This window comes from Pseudomonas sp. S32, assembly GCF_016648095.1.
In the GTDB taxonomy this organism is placed as follows: domain Bacteria; phylum Pseudomonadota; class Gammaproteobacteria; order Pseudomonadales; family Pseudomonadaceae; genus Aquipseudomonas; species Aquipseudomonas parafulva.
Map to the genome: position 1 here is coordinate 184,522 of NZ_JACVVF010000002.1, position 15,256 is coordinate 199,777.

16 protein-coding genes are annotated in these 15,256 nt (G+C 62.1%); 7 read left to right on the forward strand and 9 right to left on the reverse strand.

Translation table 11 applies throughout. The features are described from left to right. Positions 1–29: 29 nt before the first annotated feature. Positions 30–1,070 carry a GlxA family transcriptional regulator gene (locus IAE38_RS01890; protein WP_201215507.1) on the forward strand — a complete coding sequence of 347 codons (1,041 nt, stop codon included), beginning with the start codon at positions 30–32 and terminating at the stop codon, positions 1,068–1,070. Positions 1,071–1,120: 50 nt separating this feature from the next. On the opposite strand, the gene IAE38_RS01895 is transcribed toward IAE38_RS01890, so the two are convergent. Beyond that, the gene (locus IAE38_RS01895; RefSeq protein WP_201163172.1) at positions 1,121–2,023 is read right to left on the reverse strand and encodes a DMT family transporter; all 903 of its coding nucleotides are present in this window, start codon (positions 2,021–2,023) and stop codon (positions 1,121–1,123) included. Between the two features lie 445 nt (positions 2,024–2,468). Here IAE38_RS01895 and IAE38_RS01900 point away from each other — a divergent pair, with 445 nt between their 5' ends. The 3 genes from IAE38_RS01900 (at position 2,469) to IAE38_RS01910 (ending at position 4,115) form a co-directional block, all read left to right on the forward strand. Continuing rightward, positions 2,469–3,056, forward strand: coding sequence for a GNAT family N-acetyltransferase (locus tag IAE38_RS01900; protein WP_201215508.1), 588 nt, complete (start codon positions 2,469–2,471; stop codon positions 3,054–3,056). A gap of 2 nt (positions 3,057–3,058) precedes the next feature. Then, a complete protein-coding gene (locus IAE38_RS01905) occupies positions 3,059–3,421 on the forward strand; it encodes a cupin domain-containing protein (RefSeq protein ID WP_201163174.1) in 363 nt (120 codons plus the stop codon). A 130-nt stretch (positions 3,422–3,551) separates the two neighbouring features. After that, complete coding sequence (locus IAE38_RS01910) at positions 3,552–4,115, forward strand: hypothetical protein (protein ID WP_201215510.1); 564 nt, start codon at positions 3,552–3,554, stop codon at positions 4,113–4,115. A gap of 66 nt (positions 4,116–4,181) precedes the next feature. Here the strand turns inward: IAE38_RS01910 and IAE38_RS01915 are convergent, their stop codons facing one another. From IAE38_RS01915 to IAE38_RS01930, 4 genes are read right to left on the reverse strand one after another with little or no spacing between them, the layout of a single operon-like run. Next, a complete protein-coding gene (locus IAE38_RS01915; RefSeq protein WP_201215512.1) occupies positions 4,182–5,111 on the reverse strand; it encodes an aliphatic sulfonate ABC transporter substrate-binding protein in 930 nt (309 codons plus the stop codon). A gap of 3 nt (positions 5,112–5,114) precedes the next feature. Continuing rightward, complete coding sequence (gene mgrA, locus IAE38_RS01920) at positions 5,115–6,158, reverse strand: L-glyceraldehyde 3-phosphate reductase (RefSeq protein WP_201215513.1); 1,044 nt, start codon at positions 6,156–6,158, stop codon at positions 5,115–5,117. 11 nt (positions 6,159–6,169) lie between these two features. Continuing rightward, the gene (locus tag IAE38_RS01925; protein WP_201215515.1) at positions 6,170–7,489 is read right to left on the reverse strand and encodes an LLM class flavin-dependent oxidoreductase; all 1,320 of its coding nucleotides are present in this window, start codon (positions 7,487–7,489) and stop codon (positions 6,170–6,172) included. 39 nt (positions 7,490–7,528) lie between these two features. Next, entirely contained in the window at positions 7,529–9,733 is a 2,205-nt protein-coding gene (locus IAE38_RS01930) for a TonB-dependent receptor (RefSeq protein WP_201215517.1), read from the reverse strand. Between the two features lie 245 nt (positions 9,734–9,978). On the opposite strand from IAE38_RS01930, the gene IAE38_RS01935 reads away from it, so the two are divergent. The 3 genes from IAE38_RS01935 (at position 9,979) to IAE38_RS01945 (ending at position 12,136) form a co-directional block, all read left to right on the forward strand. Further along, positions 9,979–11,025, forward strand: a complete 1,047-nt coding sequence (locus IAE38_RS01935) for a LacI family DNA-binding transcriptional regulator (RefSeq protein WP_201215518.1) — start codon at positions 9,979–9,981, stop codon at positions 11,023–11,025. Between the two features lie 90 nt (positions 11,026–11,115). Further along, positions 11,116–11,691 carry an NAD(P)H-dependent oxidoreductase gene (locus IAE38_RS01940; RefSeq protein WP_201163181.1) on the forward strand — a complete coding sequence of 192 codons (576 nt, stop codon included), beginning with the start codon at positions 11,116–11,118 and terminating at the stop codon, positions 11,689–11,691. A gap of 70 nt (positions 11,692–11,761) precedes the next feature. Then, entirely contained in the window at positions 11,762–12,136 is a 375-nt protein-coding gene (locus tag IAE38_RS01945) for a MerR family transcriptional regulator (protein ID WP_201163182.1), read from the forward strand. A gap of 13 nt (positions 12,137–12,149) precedes the next feature. Here IAE38_RS01945 and IAE38_RS01950 read toward each other — a convergent pair whose 3' ends face one another. The 4 genes from IAE38_RS01950 to IAE38_RS01965 form a co-directional block, all read right to left on the reverse strand. Then, positions 12,150–12,866, reverse strand: coding sequence for a PA1136 family autoinducer-binding transcriptional regulator (locus IAE38_RS01950; RefSeq protein WP_201215520.1), 717 nt, complete (start codon positions 12,864–12,866; stop codon positions 12,150–12,152). Further along, entirely contained in the window at positions 12,863–13,741 is an 879-nt protein-coding gene (gene hchA, locus IAE38_RS01955) for a glyoxalase III HchA (RefSeq protein WP_201163183.1), read from the reverse strand. Before hchA ends, IAE38_RS01950 begins: the two co-directional genes overlap by 4 nt. A gap of 165 nt (positions 13,742–13,906) precedes the next feature. Next, complete coding sequence (locus IAE38_RS01960) at positions 13,907–14,062, reverse strand: hypothetical protein (RefSeq protein ID WP_169338818.1); 156 nt, start codon at positions 14,060–14,062, stop codon at positions 13,907–13,909. A gap of 21 nt (positions 14,063–14,083) precedes the next feature. Further along, positions 14,084–15,214, reverse strand: a complete 1,131-nt coding sequence (locus tag IAE38_RS01965) for a catalase family protein (RefSeq protein ID WP_201215521.1) — start codon at positions 15,212–15,214, stop codon at positions 14,084–14,086. Positions 15,215–15,256 lie beyond the last annotated feature (42 nt).

Genomic DNA, 15,256 nt, shown 5'->3' on the forward strand with positions numbered 1-15,256 from the left:
ACCCGCCTTGAATATTCGAGAAATCCGCCGTGAACCCGACGCGCAACTTCAGCAATACCCTCAGCGGTCACAACTCACGCTTCACGCCATCGGTCGATGCTGGTGTCAGGCAGCAGACGCAGGTTGGCTTCCTGCTGCTTGAGCACTTTTCCCTTCCTGCATTCACGCAGGCGCTGGATACACTCGTCACCGCCAACCTGATCCAGCCCGGAAGTTGCGCCAGCAGCACCTTCAGTGTTGATGGGGCCGCCGTCACCAGCGACCTGGGCATTGTGATCTGCCCCGCAGCAGCCATCACCGCAGCCCTTCAGCAGCCACTCGACTTACTGGTGATCTGCGCAGGGTTGCGCACCCCACTGGTCGCTTCGGTGCAATTGACGGGCTGGCTGCAGGCGCTCGCGCACAAAGGCGTTGCACTTGCAGGGCTTTGGAATGGTGCATGGTTCATGAGCCAAGCCGGGCTGCTGGATGGCTACCGCTGCACCGTGCACCCCGAGCACCGAGCCACAGTGGCCGAGACAGCGCCGCGCAGCCATGTCAGCTCCGAGAGCTTCGTGGTGGACCGGGACCGCTTGAGCGCTGCCAGCCCTGCCGGCGCGTTCAATATGGTGCTCGAATGGCTGGGCACGAAACGGGGTACGCAACTCACCGACGGCATCACCGCGATCCTGGCTTTTGAGGCGTCGCGCTACCGCCGCTCCAGCCCGGCTCCCCATGCGAACATCAGCGAGCCTTTGCGCGAGGCCATCAACCTGATGAGCGCCAACCTTGAAGAGCCCTTGAGCCAGGATCAGCTGGCCAGCTATGTAGGCCGTTCGAAGCGGCAGATAGGCCGCCTGTTTCAGCACCAACTGGGCACTACCCCTGTTCGGTACTATATGGAGCTGCGCATTACCGAAAGCCGCCGCCTGCTGCAGTACTCAGAGCTGCCACTACTGAGTGTGGCGATCGCCTGCGGCTTCGTTTCAGCGAGCCATTTCAGCAAATGCTATACGGCATTCTTCGGCTACAGCCCTTCCAAGGAGAAACGCTTTGGGTGCATTAAAAGCATGCAGCGTGAAGTGAAGTGAGCCCCGGCTCCATCAACAGCACACCCGGGCTCAGTGTCCGGTTCGCGGCGTCAATGGGGGGTAGGCTTGCAGCGCGCACCGAGTACCGTTGCCAGAACAACCAACAATGCCCCTGCAGCCATGCGCAGCGATGGCTCATCCTCGAACAGCCACCACGCGCCAAGGATGGCGTAAACGGGCTCCAGGGCGATGATCATGCCCGCGGTACGCGCTTGCAAACCCTCCAGACTCTTGACGAAGAGAAACTGCGAAAGCCCGGTGCAGAACACGCCGAGCAGCGCCAGGTACATCCAGTCCTGTGCATGCAGACCGGTAGCCGGCAGATGATCAAACGCGAACGGCACCATCAGCAGGGCAACCACAACGTTCTGCCAGAACGCCACCTGCAAGGCTTTCATGTGCGTGGTGTGCCGCCGGTTCACCACTGCCAGCAACGCAAATGAAACGCCCGAGCCCAGCCCCCAGATCAGCCCGACAGTACCCTCGTTGAGCAGGTCGAACGTAGGCACCACCAGTACCAGGCCAGCCGTTACCATCAGCAGTAAAAGCCCTTCGCTACGGCTGATGCGTTCGCGGAAGAACAGCAGATCGATGAGGGCAATGAAGGCCGGGAAGCTGGCGAAACCGAGCGTGGCTACCGCTACCCCTCCGACCTTTACAGCGATGAAGAATGTCACCCAGTGTGCTGCCAACAACGTGCCGGTAAGGCCAAGCACGGGCACGTTGCGCCAGGTCAGGGCGTCGAGTAGACGCGTCCCTTTAAGGCCCGCAACGAAACCCAGCGCAATGAAGGCAAAGGTCGCCCGGCCAAAGGTGATGATACTGGCGTCTGCCAGGATCAACGCCCCGAGGATACCGGTAAGGCCGAACAGCAAGGCAGCGATATGCGCCCAGAGCAGTGCATTACGATGACCGGGGGCAACACCGGCCGCAGAAACAGAAGTAGCGATCATGGCAGTCGTCTCAAAAGGTGCGCGAACGCAATCCGCACAGTCGCAGCGCGGCGTTGAGTGTGATTGGAAATTTATAGTTATGAGGTGCTACCGGCGGGCCGGTGCGGGGCGCTGCAGCGTTGGAATTATGAGACGAGGCTGCTTACTCGCAGATAGTGCAGCGGCTTACCGGTAGCGCGCAGTAAGCCGTTATGTGAATTATGGCCCGCCAAGAGGGGCCTCTATCGCCTTGAGAGGACGTGCCCTTGTCAAAAATAGACACGCCATTCTGTACACCCTTGAAGGCATCCCAGGTAAAGGTCGGAGCAGGAAGGCAACGTCGCACCCTGTGTTGACAGTGTTCGCCCAGAGCATGATGGCAACGTTTCCAACCTCCTAATCTGCCACCTTGCCAAAGGCGTAACCCTTTAGAAACTAACCACCCGATGCCACGGAAGCACCTTGCATGCCCATCGAATTCAGACCCGCTCAAGCCTCGGATGCGCACGATATCGCGCGCTTCTTTCAACTGACCTCAGAGGGCATGGCCGATTACATATGGAGCAAGCTCGCCGCACCGGGTGAAGCACTGCTCAGTGTCGGTGCGGCCCGCTATGCCCGGGAGCAGGGCGACTTCTCCTACAAGAACTGCCTGATGGCCACCGACGCAGGGCGCGTCATCGGTATGATGCACAGCTACGCCTTGCACGCCACGCCCGACGGGCATGTCGAGACCGACCCGGTGCTTGCGCCTTATGCCGACATGGAAGTACCCAACACCTTGTACATCTCCAGCCTCGCCCTGGATGAGGCCTGGCGCGGCCAGGGGCTTGGCGTGCAGTTTCTTCGCCATGCCCAGCAGCGCGCCGATGATGCCGGGCTGGAGGGGCTATGCCTGATCGATTATGCCGAAAACCACGGCGCACGCCGGTTCTATGAACGCCATGGCTTCCAGGTTGTTAAAACCTGCCAGATCGTTGCGCACCCGATGCTGGGCGTCACCGGTGACGCCTACTTGATGTATCGCCCTACCCACAACCTGCTCGAGAAATAATGATGAACAAGACGCTGACCGTATTCCGCGACCTGGATATCCAACCGGTGCGCGACCTTCCCTTTTTCGAAGAAGTCCTGGAAGGTGACCCCCACACGCTGACCTCCAAGTACTATCACGATGAGCAGCAAGGCCGCATTTCCGGGGAGTGGGAAGCCAGCATCGGCGCCTGGCGCATCGACTACAAAGTCTGGGAGTTCTGCCACGTTCTGGGTGGGCGCTGCGTCATCGAGCTCGAGGGTTGCGCCCCGGTCACACTCGCCGCTGGCGACACGTTCATTATCGAACCAGGCGCCAAGGGCAAATGGACTGTGCTCGAAGACATGAAAAAGAATTTTGTGATCCTCTTGCCCGCCAGCGCGTGACTTGTCTCGGCATCAGGCTGAGCGTCTTTGGCAGTGCCGCAGCGGTTTCGGGTACAAACGCATAATCTGCTATTGTTCGCGCCCTGCATCAAGGCAATGACAGCCTGAATCACTGACAAGGAGTGTTGCGATGAAACACCCAAGGCGACTGAGCGGCGGCCAATTCGACGCGTTCATGGCGCGGTTTTTCCCAAGCTTTGCGGGCGGCTTCTTGCTCTGTGCGCTGGCGTCAGGAAGCGGCATCGCGCTCTGGCAACACAGTTATCTGCGTGGTGTGCCTGACAGCGGGAACTACACCATGGCAGTACTGCTGGGCTTGGTGCTACTGCTGTGCACAGGTCAGTTCGCCTTCATCCGGGGTTTGCGTTGGGGCATCTGGCTGGTAGTGCCTTGCCTGCTGGCGCCCGCGCTGGTAGCCGCCAGCCTGTTCGGCACTCGCTACGCCGGCCCAGGGCAACTGGCGGTGCTGGCACTGGCCCTGCTGGGTTTGCTGGTGATCAACAGCAAACGCCATCGCGGCATGCGCCAGCGCTTGCATGAAATGCGCCTGCAACGCAAAGGCGTACTGCCGGCAACGCCCGCTGACCACTTCCCGGACGGCGCACCACCCAGCAAACCCTGGTTAGCGCGGGTGGTGCTGGGTTTGCTGGTCATCATGGTGGCCTGCAAGATCTACCTGGTTTTCTGGGGCTGATCGCAGGCGAGCACCGCCGAACTTTCCGACAGCCACACTGGAAATACCCGCGAGCCTCACGATCCCTCATGGCCTTTGCCAAATCGATGCATCCACCCGCACCCGCTTCGGGAGCAGTTTGTGCTCGAAAAACAGGTCAGCCGTTTTCTGCTGAGCCGCAGCCACCGCGTCACTCACCGGCAGTACCGGTGATGGCGGCCGGTGGCTGAAGCTGCGCTGCACCACCGCCTCCGGCAGGCCCATGAACGCCGCCAGCAACCGCACGCTGCCGGCTTCGTCGCTGCGGGTCAGCGCCTCGGCACGGCTGATTTCGTCAAGCACCTGCGCGACGAACCGTGGGTGGCCCTGTACATAGGCCCGGGCGCCCAGCATGAAGGGGCCACTCAAGCCCAACCCCTGCCCGTCGGCCAGCAGCCGCGCCTTGCCCTCAAGTTCCATGGCCGAATAGAACGGGTCCCAGATCGCCCAGGCATCCACGCTGCCACGCTCGAAGGCAGCGCGGGCGTCAGCCGGGGCCAGGAACACCCACTGTACGTCGCGGATGCTCAAGCCTGCCTTTGCCAGCGCACGCAGCACCAGGTTGTGCGCACTCGACCCCTTTTGCAGGGCGATACGCTTGCCCTTGAGCCCGGCCACCTGGGTAATCGGGCTGCCGTTGGGCACCAGGATCACTTCGGCCTGGGGTTTGGCCGGCTCAGCCCCGATGTACAGCAGGTCGGCCCCTGCTGCCTGGGCGAAGATCGGAGGTATGTCACCGGTGGCGCCAATGTCCAGGCTGCCAATGTTCAGCGCCTCGAGCATCTGCGGCCCCGCGGGAAACTCCAGCCACTGGACCTGAGTGTTCGGGAAGCGCTGTTCCAGCAACTGGTGCTGCTTGGCCAGCACCAGGCTGATCGAGCCCTTTTGATAACCGATGCGCAGGCTGGGCGGGTCGCCGGCATGGGCGAGACCCGCCAGCGCTGCCAGCAGCAACAGGGCAACACGTAAAAGCGCCATGGTTTATTCCTTCCAGTCGGTCGAGGGCTTTTCCCAGAGGTTTATCCCGCCTTCAACGGCGTACTGGTCAATGGCCGCCAGCTCCTCGGCGCTGAACGCCAGGTTGTCGAGGGCTGCGACGTTTTCGGTGATCTGTTCCGGCCGGCTGGCGCCGATCAGTGCCGAGGTCACCCGTGGGTCGCGCAAGGTCCAGGCCAATGCCAGCTGGGCCAGGCTCTGGCCACGCTGGTGGGCGATGGCATTCAGGGCGCGAGCACGGGCGATGTTGGCTTCGGACAAATGCTGGGGCAGCAGCGACCCGCCGCCTGCGCGGTTGACCCGTGCATCGGCCGGGATGCCGTCAAGGTACTTGTCGCTGAGCAGCCCCTGGGCCAACGCGGTGAACACGATCACCCCGGCACCCACGGCCGCTGTGGTGTCGAGCAGGTCGCGCTCTATCCAGCGGTTGAACAGGTTGTAGGACGGCTGGTGGATCAGCAGCGGCACCTTGAGCGTGTCGAGCAGCGCTGCCATCTCGGCGGTTTTGCCTGCCGAGTAGGACGAGATACCGATGTACAACGCTTTGCCCTGGCGCACGATATCGGCCAGCGCAATGGCCGTTTCTTCCAGCGGGGTATCGGCATCGAAGCGGTGGGAATAGAAAATATCCACATAGTCCAGCCCCAGACGCGCCAGGCTCTGGTCCACGCTGGCGATCAGGTATTTGCGCGAGCTGCCGCCCTGCCCGTACGGCCCGGGCCACATGTCCCAACCGGCCTTGCTGGAGATGATCAGTTCATCCCGGTAGCTGCGCAGGTCCTCGCGCAGCAGGCGGCCGAAATTCACCTCGGCGCTGCCGTACGGCGGGCCGTAGTTGTTGGCCAGGTCAAAATGGTTGATACCGGCATCAAAGGCGGTATGCAGCAAGGCGCGCTGGGTGCTGATGGGCGTGGCATCACCAAAATTGTGCCACAGCCCCAGTGACAGGGCCGGTAGCACCAGGCCACTGCGCCCTACCCGGCGGTAGGGCATGCGTGCATAACGGTCGGGGTTTGCGTGATAGCTCATGGGGATTCTCGTCAAACAAAATGGGGGTTGGCCGGGCGTTGCAGGCCTAGATGCTCGCGCAGCGTCTTGCCTTGATAGTGGCGACGGAACAGGCCACGTCGCTGCAGTTCGGGCACCACGTGCAGGGCGAAGTCTTCGAGCCCCAACGGCAGGTGGGGGACCAGTATGTTGAAGCCATCGGCTGCACTGCCTTCGAACCAGGCCTGCAGTTCATCGGCAATCTGCGACGGCGTGCCCACCACGCTGTGGTGCCCTCGCCCCCCAGCGATGCGTCGGCCCAGCTGCGCCAAGGTCAGTTGCTCGCTGCCGGCCAGCTCGGTCAGTAAAGCCTGGCGGCTGCGTTGGCCGTTGTCGGTGGGCGGCAGCGGTGGTAGCGGGCCGTCCAGCGGGTAGCCGGACAAGTCGAAGTTGCCCAGCATGCGCCCCAGCAGGCCCACCCCGACACGGGGGTCGACCAGGTCCTGAAACGCTTGGTACTTGTCTTCGGCTTGTGCCTGGCTCTGCCCCACTACCACGAACACACCGGGCATGATCTTAAGGGCGTTCGGATCCCGCCCGTACTTGGCCAGTCGCCCTTTTACGTCGGCGTAGAACGCCCGTGCCTTTTCCAGGCTGGGCTGTGCGGTGAACACCACTTCGGCGCTCTGTGCCGCCAACGCGCGACCGGCTTCTGAGGAACCCGCCTGGACCAGTACAGGCCGCCCCTGTGGCGAGCGGGCCACATTCAGCGGGCCTTTGACACGGAAGTGCTCACCGACGTGGTCGAGCGTGCGCACCGCATGGGGCGGGTGAAAGAGGCCGCTGGCTTTGTCACGCACGAAGGCATCGTCCGCCCAGCTGTCCCACAAGCCTTGTACTACCTGCTGGAATTCACGGGCACGGGCGTAGCGCTCGGCGTGCGAAATATGCGCCTCAAGGCCGAAGTTACCAGCCTCGGCGGCCGCGTCAGAAGTCACCAGGTTCCACCCGGTACGCCCCGCAGACAAATGATCCAGCGAAGCGAATTTACGTGCCACATGGTACGGCTCGTTGTAACTGGTGGTGGCGGTTGCGATCAGCCCGATGCGCTCGGTGACCGCGCTGAGCGCCGACAGCAGGGTCAACGGTTCGAAGTGCACCGAGCGGGCGCTAAGGCTCGCCCAGAGTTCGGCGGGCGCTGCCACGCTGTCGGCGACGAACAGGGCGTCGAAGCACGCCGCTTCGGCGATCTGCGCCGTGCGCCGGTAGATGGCAAAGTCCAGCGGGTCCGCCGGCACCTCCGGGTGGCGCCAGGCGGCAATGTGGTGCCCGGTAGCCATCAGAAACGCGCCCAGGCTCATTTGACGGGACATGGGGTTCTCCTTCAATACACAAATACGGCAGCCGCAGGCTCAGAAGTCCTTGCGCAGTTGCACGCCGAAGTAGCGCCCGTCGTCCCGGGGCACCGAGCGGTAGATGTAGTCACCGCCACTGGAAAGCATCTGCGCGTACGACTTGTCGCCCAGGTTCTTGCCCAGCAGCGCCACGCGCCAGCCGGCGTTGTAGTCGGCCAGGGCGACGCTGGCATTCCAGATGCCATACGCGCCCTGGACCGTGTCCGGGTTCTGGTCGAGGCTGAACTGCACGGCGTCCTGCCAGCTGTAATCACTGCTCAGTTCCACGTCCAGGCCGTTGTCCAGCGGGATCACGTAGTCAGCCCGCAGGTAGGTTTTCCAGTCCGGGGTGAACGGCAGGTGGCCGCCGTCGATATTGCAGTTGGCGGCTGCCCCTGGCGGGCAGTTGAAATGATCGACGCGCGCCTTGGTGTAGGCCACGGCGGCCGACAGCTTCAGGCGCGAGGTGGCCTGCAGGCTGGCATCCAGTTCTACGCCCTGGGTCTTGACCTTGCCGGCGTTGACCAGCCGGGTGACCACCTGGTTGGCCACGGTGTCGAAGAAGTTCGCCTGGTAGTTGTCGTAATCGGTGTGGAAGACAGCCAGGTTGGCGGTGAGGCGATTGTCCAGCGCCGTGCTCTTCAGGCCGATCTCGTAGGCGTCGGAGGTTTCGGGTTTGAGCGCCTGGGTGTCACGCGGCTGCATGTTGAAGAACACGTTGTAGGCCGGGCCTTTGTAGCCCCGGGAATAGGTGACATAGCCGGTCAGGTTGTCGTTGAAATCGTACTGCAGCCCGGTCCGCCCGCTCCACCCGTCCTCGTCCACCGACCCTTTGCTGGCGGTAGAGGGCTGGATACCGGTCACAGCGGTGGCCGAGGTGGACACGCGGCGGTGATCATAGTCGAGGTCATCGTGGGTCCAGCGCAGCCCGAAGATGGCGCGCAAGTCGTCGGTAAAGTTGAAGGTGTTCTCGCCGAACAGCGCCACGCTGTCGTTGCGGGTAGCGTAATTGGCGCGGCCAAGGTTGGCGATGCCGCCATTCACCGACAGGCGCTGGTAGGTTTCCTGCGACTTGCCGTGCATGTAGAAGGCGCCCAGTACATATTCATTGAACTGGCCCTTGGGCGAGGTCAGGCGAAATTCCTGGCTGTACTGGTCGTAATCGACCGTGCCCTTGTCATGGGAGGCGGTCAGCGGCAGCAAGGCGCGCCGGTCACCGTCCTGGTACTGGGTGTTGTTCCAGCCCCGCCAGGCACTGATCGAGGTCAGGGTGAAGTCGCCCAGTTGCCAGTCCAGCTGCGCAGACAAGCCCTGGTTTTCGTCTTCGACGTGGGTCTTGAAGTCGCTGTTGATGTCACGGTTGTGAGCACTGGCGGTCACCGGCCGCAACTGGCTGGCAAAGGCGTTGCCCGCACGGGTGACCACACCGCTGGGCAGGGTATCTTCGCCTTTCATGTAGTCCGCGATCAGGGTAAGGCGCAGCGCCTCGTCCGGCTCGAATTCAAGCTTGCCGCGTGCGCCCTTGCGTGTGTAGCCATTGACGCGGTGGCCGTTGGCAACATTGTCCACGTTGCCGTCATAGCCGCCCCACAACGTGCTCAGCGAGCCCTTCAGGTGCTCATCGAAGCGCCCGCCAATGCCGAAGCGCAGGCGGTTCTCGTCGCCCCCACCAAAATGAGCGTAATCCACATACCCTTGGGTCTGCTCCGGGATGGCCTTGCTGATCACATTGAGTACGCCGGCCGATGCGTTTTTGCCGAACAGTGTGCCCTGCGGGCCACGCAGCACTTCGATACGTTCGAGGTCAAGCAGGTCGAGGGTAGATTGGCCGGGGCGGCCGAACACCACGCCATCGACCACCGTGGCGACCGTGGGCTCTACACCGGGTGAGGTCGAAATGGTGCCCACGCCACGGATGAACAGCGAAGTATCCTTGTTGGAAGCGCCGGCCCGGTAGTTGAGGGTGGGTACCTGCTGCACGATGCTGGCGACGTTGTTGCGGTTATCCCGCTCCAGTTGCTCGCCCTCCACTACCGAAACGGCCACCGGCACCTTTTGCAGAGGTGCCTCACGGCGGGTGGCTGTAACCGTGACGGCCCCCAGCGCAGTAGGCTGCACAGCCTCTTCTGCCTGGGCGCCCTGCCCTATGGCAGCCAGGAGCACAGCCGTAGCCAAGGGTTTGCGTGGGGGTTTGAAAGAAGACCGATTGCGGCTTTTCTGCATGATGCACACTGCCCTGATAAACCAGACGAAAGAGAAGCTGTGGGTGTCTGGTCTCGCTCGTGCGAGTGGCAGGCGCTTGCCAACAGCAGCGCTTGTTAGCGCTAACAGAGCAAGTATCCAAGCGGCCTGCATAGCACGTCAAATACTGAAAAGTGCGCCATTTATGCCTTTTGGCTATTTGCTTCAAGCGCTCTGGTTAGCGCTAACATGAGCCCTCTATTAGCCACAGTTGCCAGGGCGTTAGCGTGAACAAGCCCAATGAACCCACTCGAAAGCGCCGCGGGGCCGGGCGCGTCACGCTGGCGGAAGTCGCCCGAGTGGCTAAGGTGTCGTCGATCACCGTTTCGCGGTACTTCAACCAGCCGGAGCAGGTTTCCGAACCGCTGCGCGAGCGGATCCAAGCTGCCGTGCAGCAGATGGGCTATGTGCCAAATCGGGTGGCCGGCGGCCTCGCCTCCGCGCGCGGGCGTATCGTGGCTTTGGTCATCCCGAACATCTCCGGGCCGATTTTCGCCGATACCCTGCAAGCCTTCAGCGATACCCTGAGTACATTCGGCTACCAGTTACTGCTGGCCTCAAGCTATTTCAGCCAAGAGCAGGAAGAACAGGCGGTGCGGGCCTTTCTGGGATGGTCGCCAGCGGCACTGGTGGTCACCAGCCGTTACCACAGCCCCGCTACCGAAAAGATGCTGGCCGAAGCGGACGGACCCGTGGTTGAAATCTGGGATTACGTGCCTGAACGCCCTGCGCTGCAGGTGGGTTTTCGTCATTTCGAGGCGGGCCAACTGGCATGCCGCTGCTTGCTGGACAAAGGCTACCAGCGCATCGCATTCGTGCAGAACAGCGTCGCTGGCGACTACAGCGCCCTGGAGCGGCGTGACGGGTATGCCCAGGTGCTGTTCGAAGCGGGCCTGGAACCCTGGGTGTTCGTCCCACCCGCTGACGCAGCGCCATTCGAAGCCGGCCGCCAGGCGCTGGAAGCGCTGATGCGCCGCACTCCCGCCCCGGATGCGATCATGTTCGCCAATGACAACCTGGCCGCAGGCGCCCTGCTCGCAAGCCAGCGCGCCGGGCTACGGGTACCCGAAGACGTGGCGGTCATGGGCTTTGGCGACTACGCCTTCGCGCAGATGCTGTTGCCCAGCCTGTCCACCGTACGGCCACCCTCGCGAGAAATCGGTGTGGTGGCGGCGCAGCGGGTGTTGCAGCACCTGGGCGCCCTGGCGGGCGAAGGCGATATACCACGCTTGAACCTGCTGACGTGCCAGCTGGTGGTGCGGGAGAGTATTTGAAGTAGCCCTGGCCAGTGTGAGTTCAGGTGTTGACTCTCCCGTATGGGGCAGGCGCTACCGTCCTGCCTTTTGCTGCGGGTGAACACTGCAATGGGTAAACGGATACTGATCATACTGGGGCACCCCTGTGCCGAGAGCTTCTGTGCAGCATTGGCCGCTCGGTACACCGAGGCAGCCCAGGGTGCGGGCCATGAATCACGCGTACTGCCCTTGGGCGACCTGAGGTTCGACCCCGTCCTACGCCACGGCTACAAACAGGTGCAGGCACTGGAGCCTGACCTGCTGACGGCCCAGGCCGATTTGCTGTGGGCCAACCACCTGGTATTCGTCTACCCCATTTGGTGGGGCGGTATTCCGGCGCTGATGAAAGGCTTCATCGACCGGGTATTCCTGCCGGGCTTCGCATTCCGCTATCAGCCGGGTAAGGCGTTTCCCAAACCGCTGCTCAAGGGCCGCACTGCCGACCTGCTGGTAACCCTGGACACGCCGCCCTGGTATTACCGTTGGATATATCGCATGCCTGGGCTGCATCAGCTGCGCAAGACTACCTTGCAGTTCTGTGGTATCCGACCGTTGAGAACGCTGACGTTTGGCCCCGTGCTGGTTGCCAATGCGCCACGCCGCGAAGCCTGGCTAAAGCAGGCAGAGACCCTTGCCCGCCGCTGACAACGGCCAGATTTCCAGCCAGACCAACCCTGTGCCAAGATGCGTTGCACCCTTGCTGAAAAGGACCTTCATGTACATCGGCAAAGCCGCCCTGCTATCGGGCACTACGATCAAAACCATCCGCCATTACGAGGCCATCGGCCTGCTGCCAACGCCCGTGCGCCATGGCAGGTATCGGGTCTATGACCCGCGAACGGTGGCGCGCCTGAAGTTCATCAAGTGCGCCCAGCAGCTCGGCTTCAAGCTCAAGGAAATGCAGGGCATCCTGCAGGGGCAAGATGATTTTGAGCTGCTGTGGTCGGTCGCTGCCCAGGCGATCGCGGCCAAGAAACAACAAGTGATGGCTCAGATCAGCAGCCTCCAGCTGATCTATGCGGGGCTGGATGCGTTCGAAGCAGAGCTGCAAACGGCCAGCCACCGATGCGAAGCCGCCACCGGCGGTTAGTGAGGGTTGGAGCTCAGTCTTGCACCAGTTCCCCCTTGCTAATCGCAACCTTGATCGCCTGGGCGGTCGTAGCCACCCCCAGCCGCCGACGCGCAGAACGCAAATGGTTTTCCACTGTGCGTTCCGACAAGCCCAGGCTGATGGCAATATCGGCTTGTCGGCTGCCGGCCGCCGTCCAGGTAAGCACCTCACGTTCCCGGGCCGTCAGCAGCCTTGCAGCCGAAGTTGCCGGTGCCATCGACAGCCGGCGAGCGGCCCTGAACGCCGCTTCGGCGACAATGACCAGGGCAAGGCAGGCTTCGGAACCGCTCGATACACGTTGACCGCCCAGGCTCATGGCGCCCTCCAGCCCGGCAGGCCCGAATACAGGCACTTGTACACCCTGCAGCCCTGGCCCTGCCGGGCGGCGGACCACCCGATACCGCTCTGTTCCTGCCTGATGGGTCTTGGACCAGAAGAAGGCTTCACGCGCTTCAAGGATGTGCCGGGTGACCGGACAATGCCGCACGTAAGCCTTGGCATCCACTTCCTGGCCATCCTCCCACCACTGGCCTTCTACCCAGAACACACGGTCAACAAGGTCTTCAGCGGTGACAGATACCGAAAACAACACGTATCGGTCGTAGCCCAGAGGCTGTGCGAACTCACGCACAGCCGCCTGAATGGCAGGCATCGCAGAGGCCTGTTGCATCGTGAGCACCGCCCGAAATGCAGCCTCGGCGGGCGTCATTGACCGTTGGCCTCCTTCAACAACGCGGTCGCCGCCAGCTTGCCCAAGGCATTGCCTGCCAACGGGCTGTCACCGGTCAGCAGCTTACGGTCCTGATGGACGAGCCCGGAGATGTCATCATTGATGATCTCCACACCCAGGGCCTTGAGCCGCTCACCGAACTTCCAGGTGAGGTGGCCCGGCATGTAGCCGATATCAGGTGTCTTGGCATCGAGCGCATCCGGGAACGCGCAGATCTTGTAGCCCTTGAACACCGAGTCGTCGCTACCCTCGGTGGCACTTGTCGCCAGAAATGCCGCCGGGCCGTGGCACAGCGAAATGATGAACTTGTCCTGGGCAAAGGCCCATTCGAGCACACGCTTCACGTCAGGGCTTTCGGGCAAGCCGATCAGCGCGCCGTGACCACCTGGTATGAACACACCGATGTAATCCGACTGCTCGCCAAGCGCCTGTTCCAGGACGTCGGCAAGCTTGTGCGGCTGCCTGAAGGCATCACGGTACTTGCTGTAAAGGCCCTTCACCTCGGCGTCTTGCGCGGGCATCGCCCAGTGCTCGAACTTGACCGCGTTACCCGACAACGTCGCGATGTCGAAGGCAAACCCGGCTTTGTCCAGGTGATACATCGGCAACAAGGTTTCGACTGGGTGATTGCCGGTAGAGAACAGTGTGCCATTGTCAGTGGGCAGGTAGCGCTCATCAGCACCGATCACCAGCACCTTCAAGCGCCCACCCGTGTAAGGGGTGGGGTAGTCCGCACCACTCAGGTCAGATTTGGGTGACGTAAATTGGCTCAACGAATACGGCGATGGAAAGAACGCACCGTCTTCTGCCGGGTCTGCGGTTGGGCGTTTATCTTCGGAATTCACAGGTTGCATGGCGGGTTACCTCGGTGGATGTCCAAGGCATTGATCCTAGGGGGCAAGGCCAGCACTCGCAATGAGGGTTTCCCCCTAATACGGGGATATTCCTAACGCTAATCACTCGCGCACCAGTGCCATGGGCCGGTGCGCTGAGTGACAGCTGATCCGTCCTCTTCGCGCTTACAGTGACTCGCCGTCGTCGATGTCTTCGTCCACTTCTGCCGCGTCAGTTTCATCAGCATCATTCAACGCGGGCGAGGTAGGCTTCAAAGGGTCATTGATATAGGGCACATCGCTCGGGCCCTTTTCTTCGTTACCTGCAGTTTTAGGTTGCACAGGGTTATCTCCTTGGTAGGTTCAGACAAAGGGTTTGGGGTCACCCGGGTTTTCCGGGCGCGGCTCATGGATGGGGCAACGGTTATGTTCAGCACGGAAGCCGGATGACATGTCATAGGCAGGCTTTCGGACGCGCATCACACCGCCGAGCGGCCTGTGTGCAGCCAGGCCATGCCAGGGGCTGAATGCCATGCCGTCGTCCATGGCACGCACCTTTTCCTCACTCCAGGCCGCCTGGGGCTCGACTTCGAGCCGGGCTACGGTCACGTAAGGGCTGAGGTCTTCCGGCCACTGAACCGAAGCGTCTTCGACAGGCATTTTTTCGCTATCGGTCGCCAGTTGCACCTGCAACTCCCATACGCCGCCCTGCGTTGCAAAAAACGCCTCTACGGCGTGGCGCAGGCCATCCGGGTCATCGCTCAAATCCACCTGCTGGTCGGTTAGTGCGGTGAGCGTGGCCGACACGGGCACCACGGCGAGCTTTGCGTAATAGGGACCGTACAACATCGGCACTACGGTGCTGAAGCTTTCACCCAGGATGTGCGTCTGCGGATGCCCACCGAGGCTCTTCAACGTGCCGCTTTCACCGCCGAATGCTTCCACAACTTTCTCGGCACCACGCAGCACGGCAGAGAGGGCTTTCTTGGTACCGGGCGCCTTATCGGTTGTCTTGGCCAGCATCTTGAGGGTTTTCAGGAAGGCCTTGGGGGTGGCGGCAGTGAACGCCTTGGCGTTCTGCATCACGAAATCCTGGGTGGTGTCACCCTCACTGCCGGGCAGGCGCGGCCCGTCCACACCGACCATCTTCAAGGCCAGGCCGCGTGGGGTGGACACCTTGTCATCCAGAATATCGCCAGGGTTGGTGGAGAACCGCAGGTAGGCATCGAACCGCCCCGGTTTGGCGAAGGCGCCCTGGGCCAGGTGCGATGGCAGGCCCGGCGCGACCGTGATGGTGCCCCGCAGCAGGCCATGGCCCTTGGCGTGAACGCTGCGGTAGGCGTGGCCATTGTCTTTGAACGTGATCTCCATGATCTGGCGTAGCGTGTCTTGCAGCTCCTGGCTGGTTTGCGCTTCATCTTCAGGAATGTTTTCAAAAGCAGGGTCGAACGGCAACGGTGCACCTGCAGCCGGTGTTACGGGCTCATTGTTCATCAAGGCTACTCCGGTCGTCTCTGTGGACGGTTAGGGTGTTCG

Coding starts and splice junctions, on each gene's coding strand:
- IAE38_RS01895 (WP_201163172.1), bottom strand. CDS start 2,023: ATGATCGCTACTTCTGTTTCTGCGGCCGGTGTTGCCCCCGGTCATCGT.
- IAE38_RS01900 (WP_201215508.1), top strand. CDS start 2,469: ATGCCCATCGAATTCAGACCCGCTCAAGCCTCGGATGCGCACGATATC.
- IAE38_RS01905 (WP_201163174.1), top strand. CDS start 3,059: ATGAACAAGACGCTGACCGTATTCCGCGACCTGGATATCCAACCGGTG.
- IAE38_RS01910 (WP_201215510.1), top strand. CDS start 3,552: ATGAAACACCCAAGGCGACTGAGCGGCGGCCAATTCGACGCGTTCATG.
- IAE38_RS01915 (WP_201215512.1), bottom strand. CDS start 5,111: ATGGCGCTTTTACGTGTTGCCCTGTTGCTGCTGGCAGCGCTGGCGGGT.
- mgrA (WP_201215513.1), bottom strand. CDS start 6,158: ATGAGCTATCACGCAAACCCCGACCGTTATGCACGCATGCCCTACCGC.
- IAE38_RS01925 (WP_201215515.1), bottom strand. CDS start 7,489: ATGTCCCGTCAAATGAGCCTGGGCGCGTTTCTGATGGCTACCGGGCAC.
- IAE38_RS01930 (WP_201215517.1), bottom strand. CDS start 9,733: ATGCAGAAAAGCCGCAATCGGTCTTCTTTCAAACCCCCACGCAAACCC.
- IAE38_RS01940 (WP_201163181.1), top strand. CDS start 11,116: ATGGGTAAACGGATACTGATCATACTGGGGCACCCCTGTGCCGAGAGC.
- IAE38_RS01945 (WP_201163182.1), top strand. CDS start 11,762: ATGTACATCGGCAAAGCCGCCCTGCTATCGGGCACTACGATCAAAACC.
- IAE38_RS01950 (WP_201215520.1), bottom strand. CDS start 12,866: ATGACGCCCGCCGAGGCTGCATTTCGGGCGGTGCTCACGATGCAACAG.
- hchA (WP_201163183.1), bottom strand. CDS start 13,741: ATGCAACCTGTGAATTCCGAAGATAAACGCCCAACCGCAGACCCGGCA.
- IAE38_RS01965 (WP_201215521.1), bottom strand. CDS start 15,214: ATGAACAATGAGCCCGTAACACCGGCTGCAGGTGCACCGTTGCCGTTC.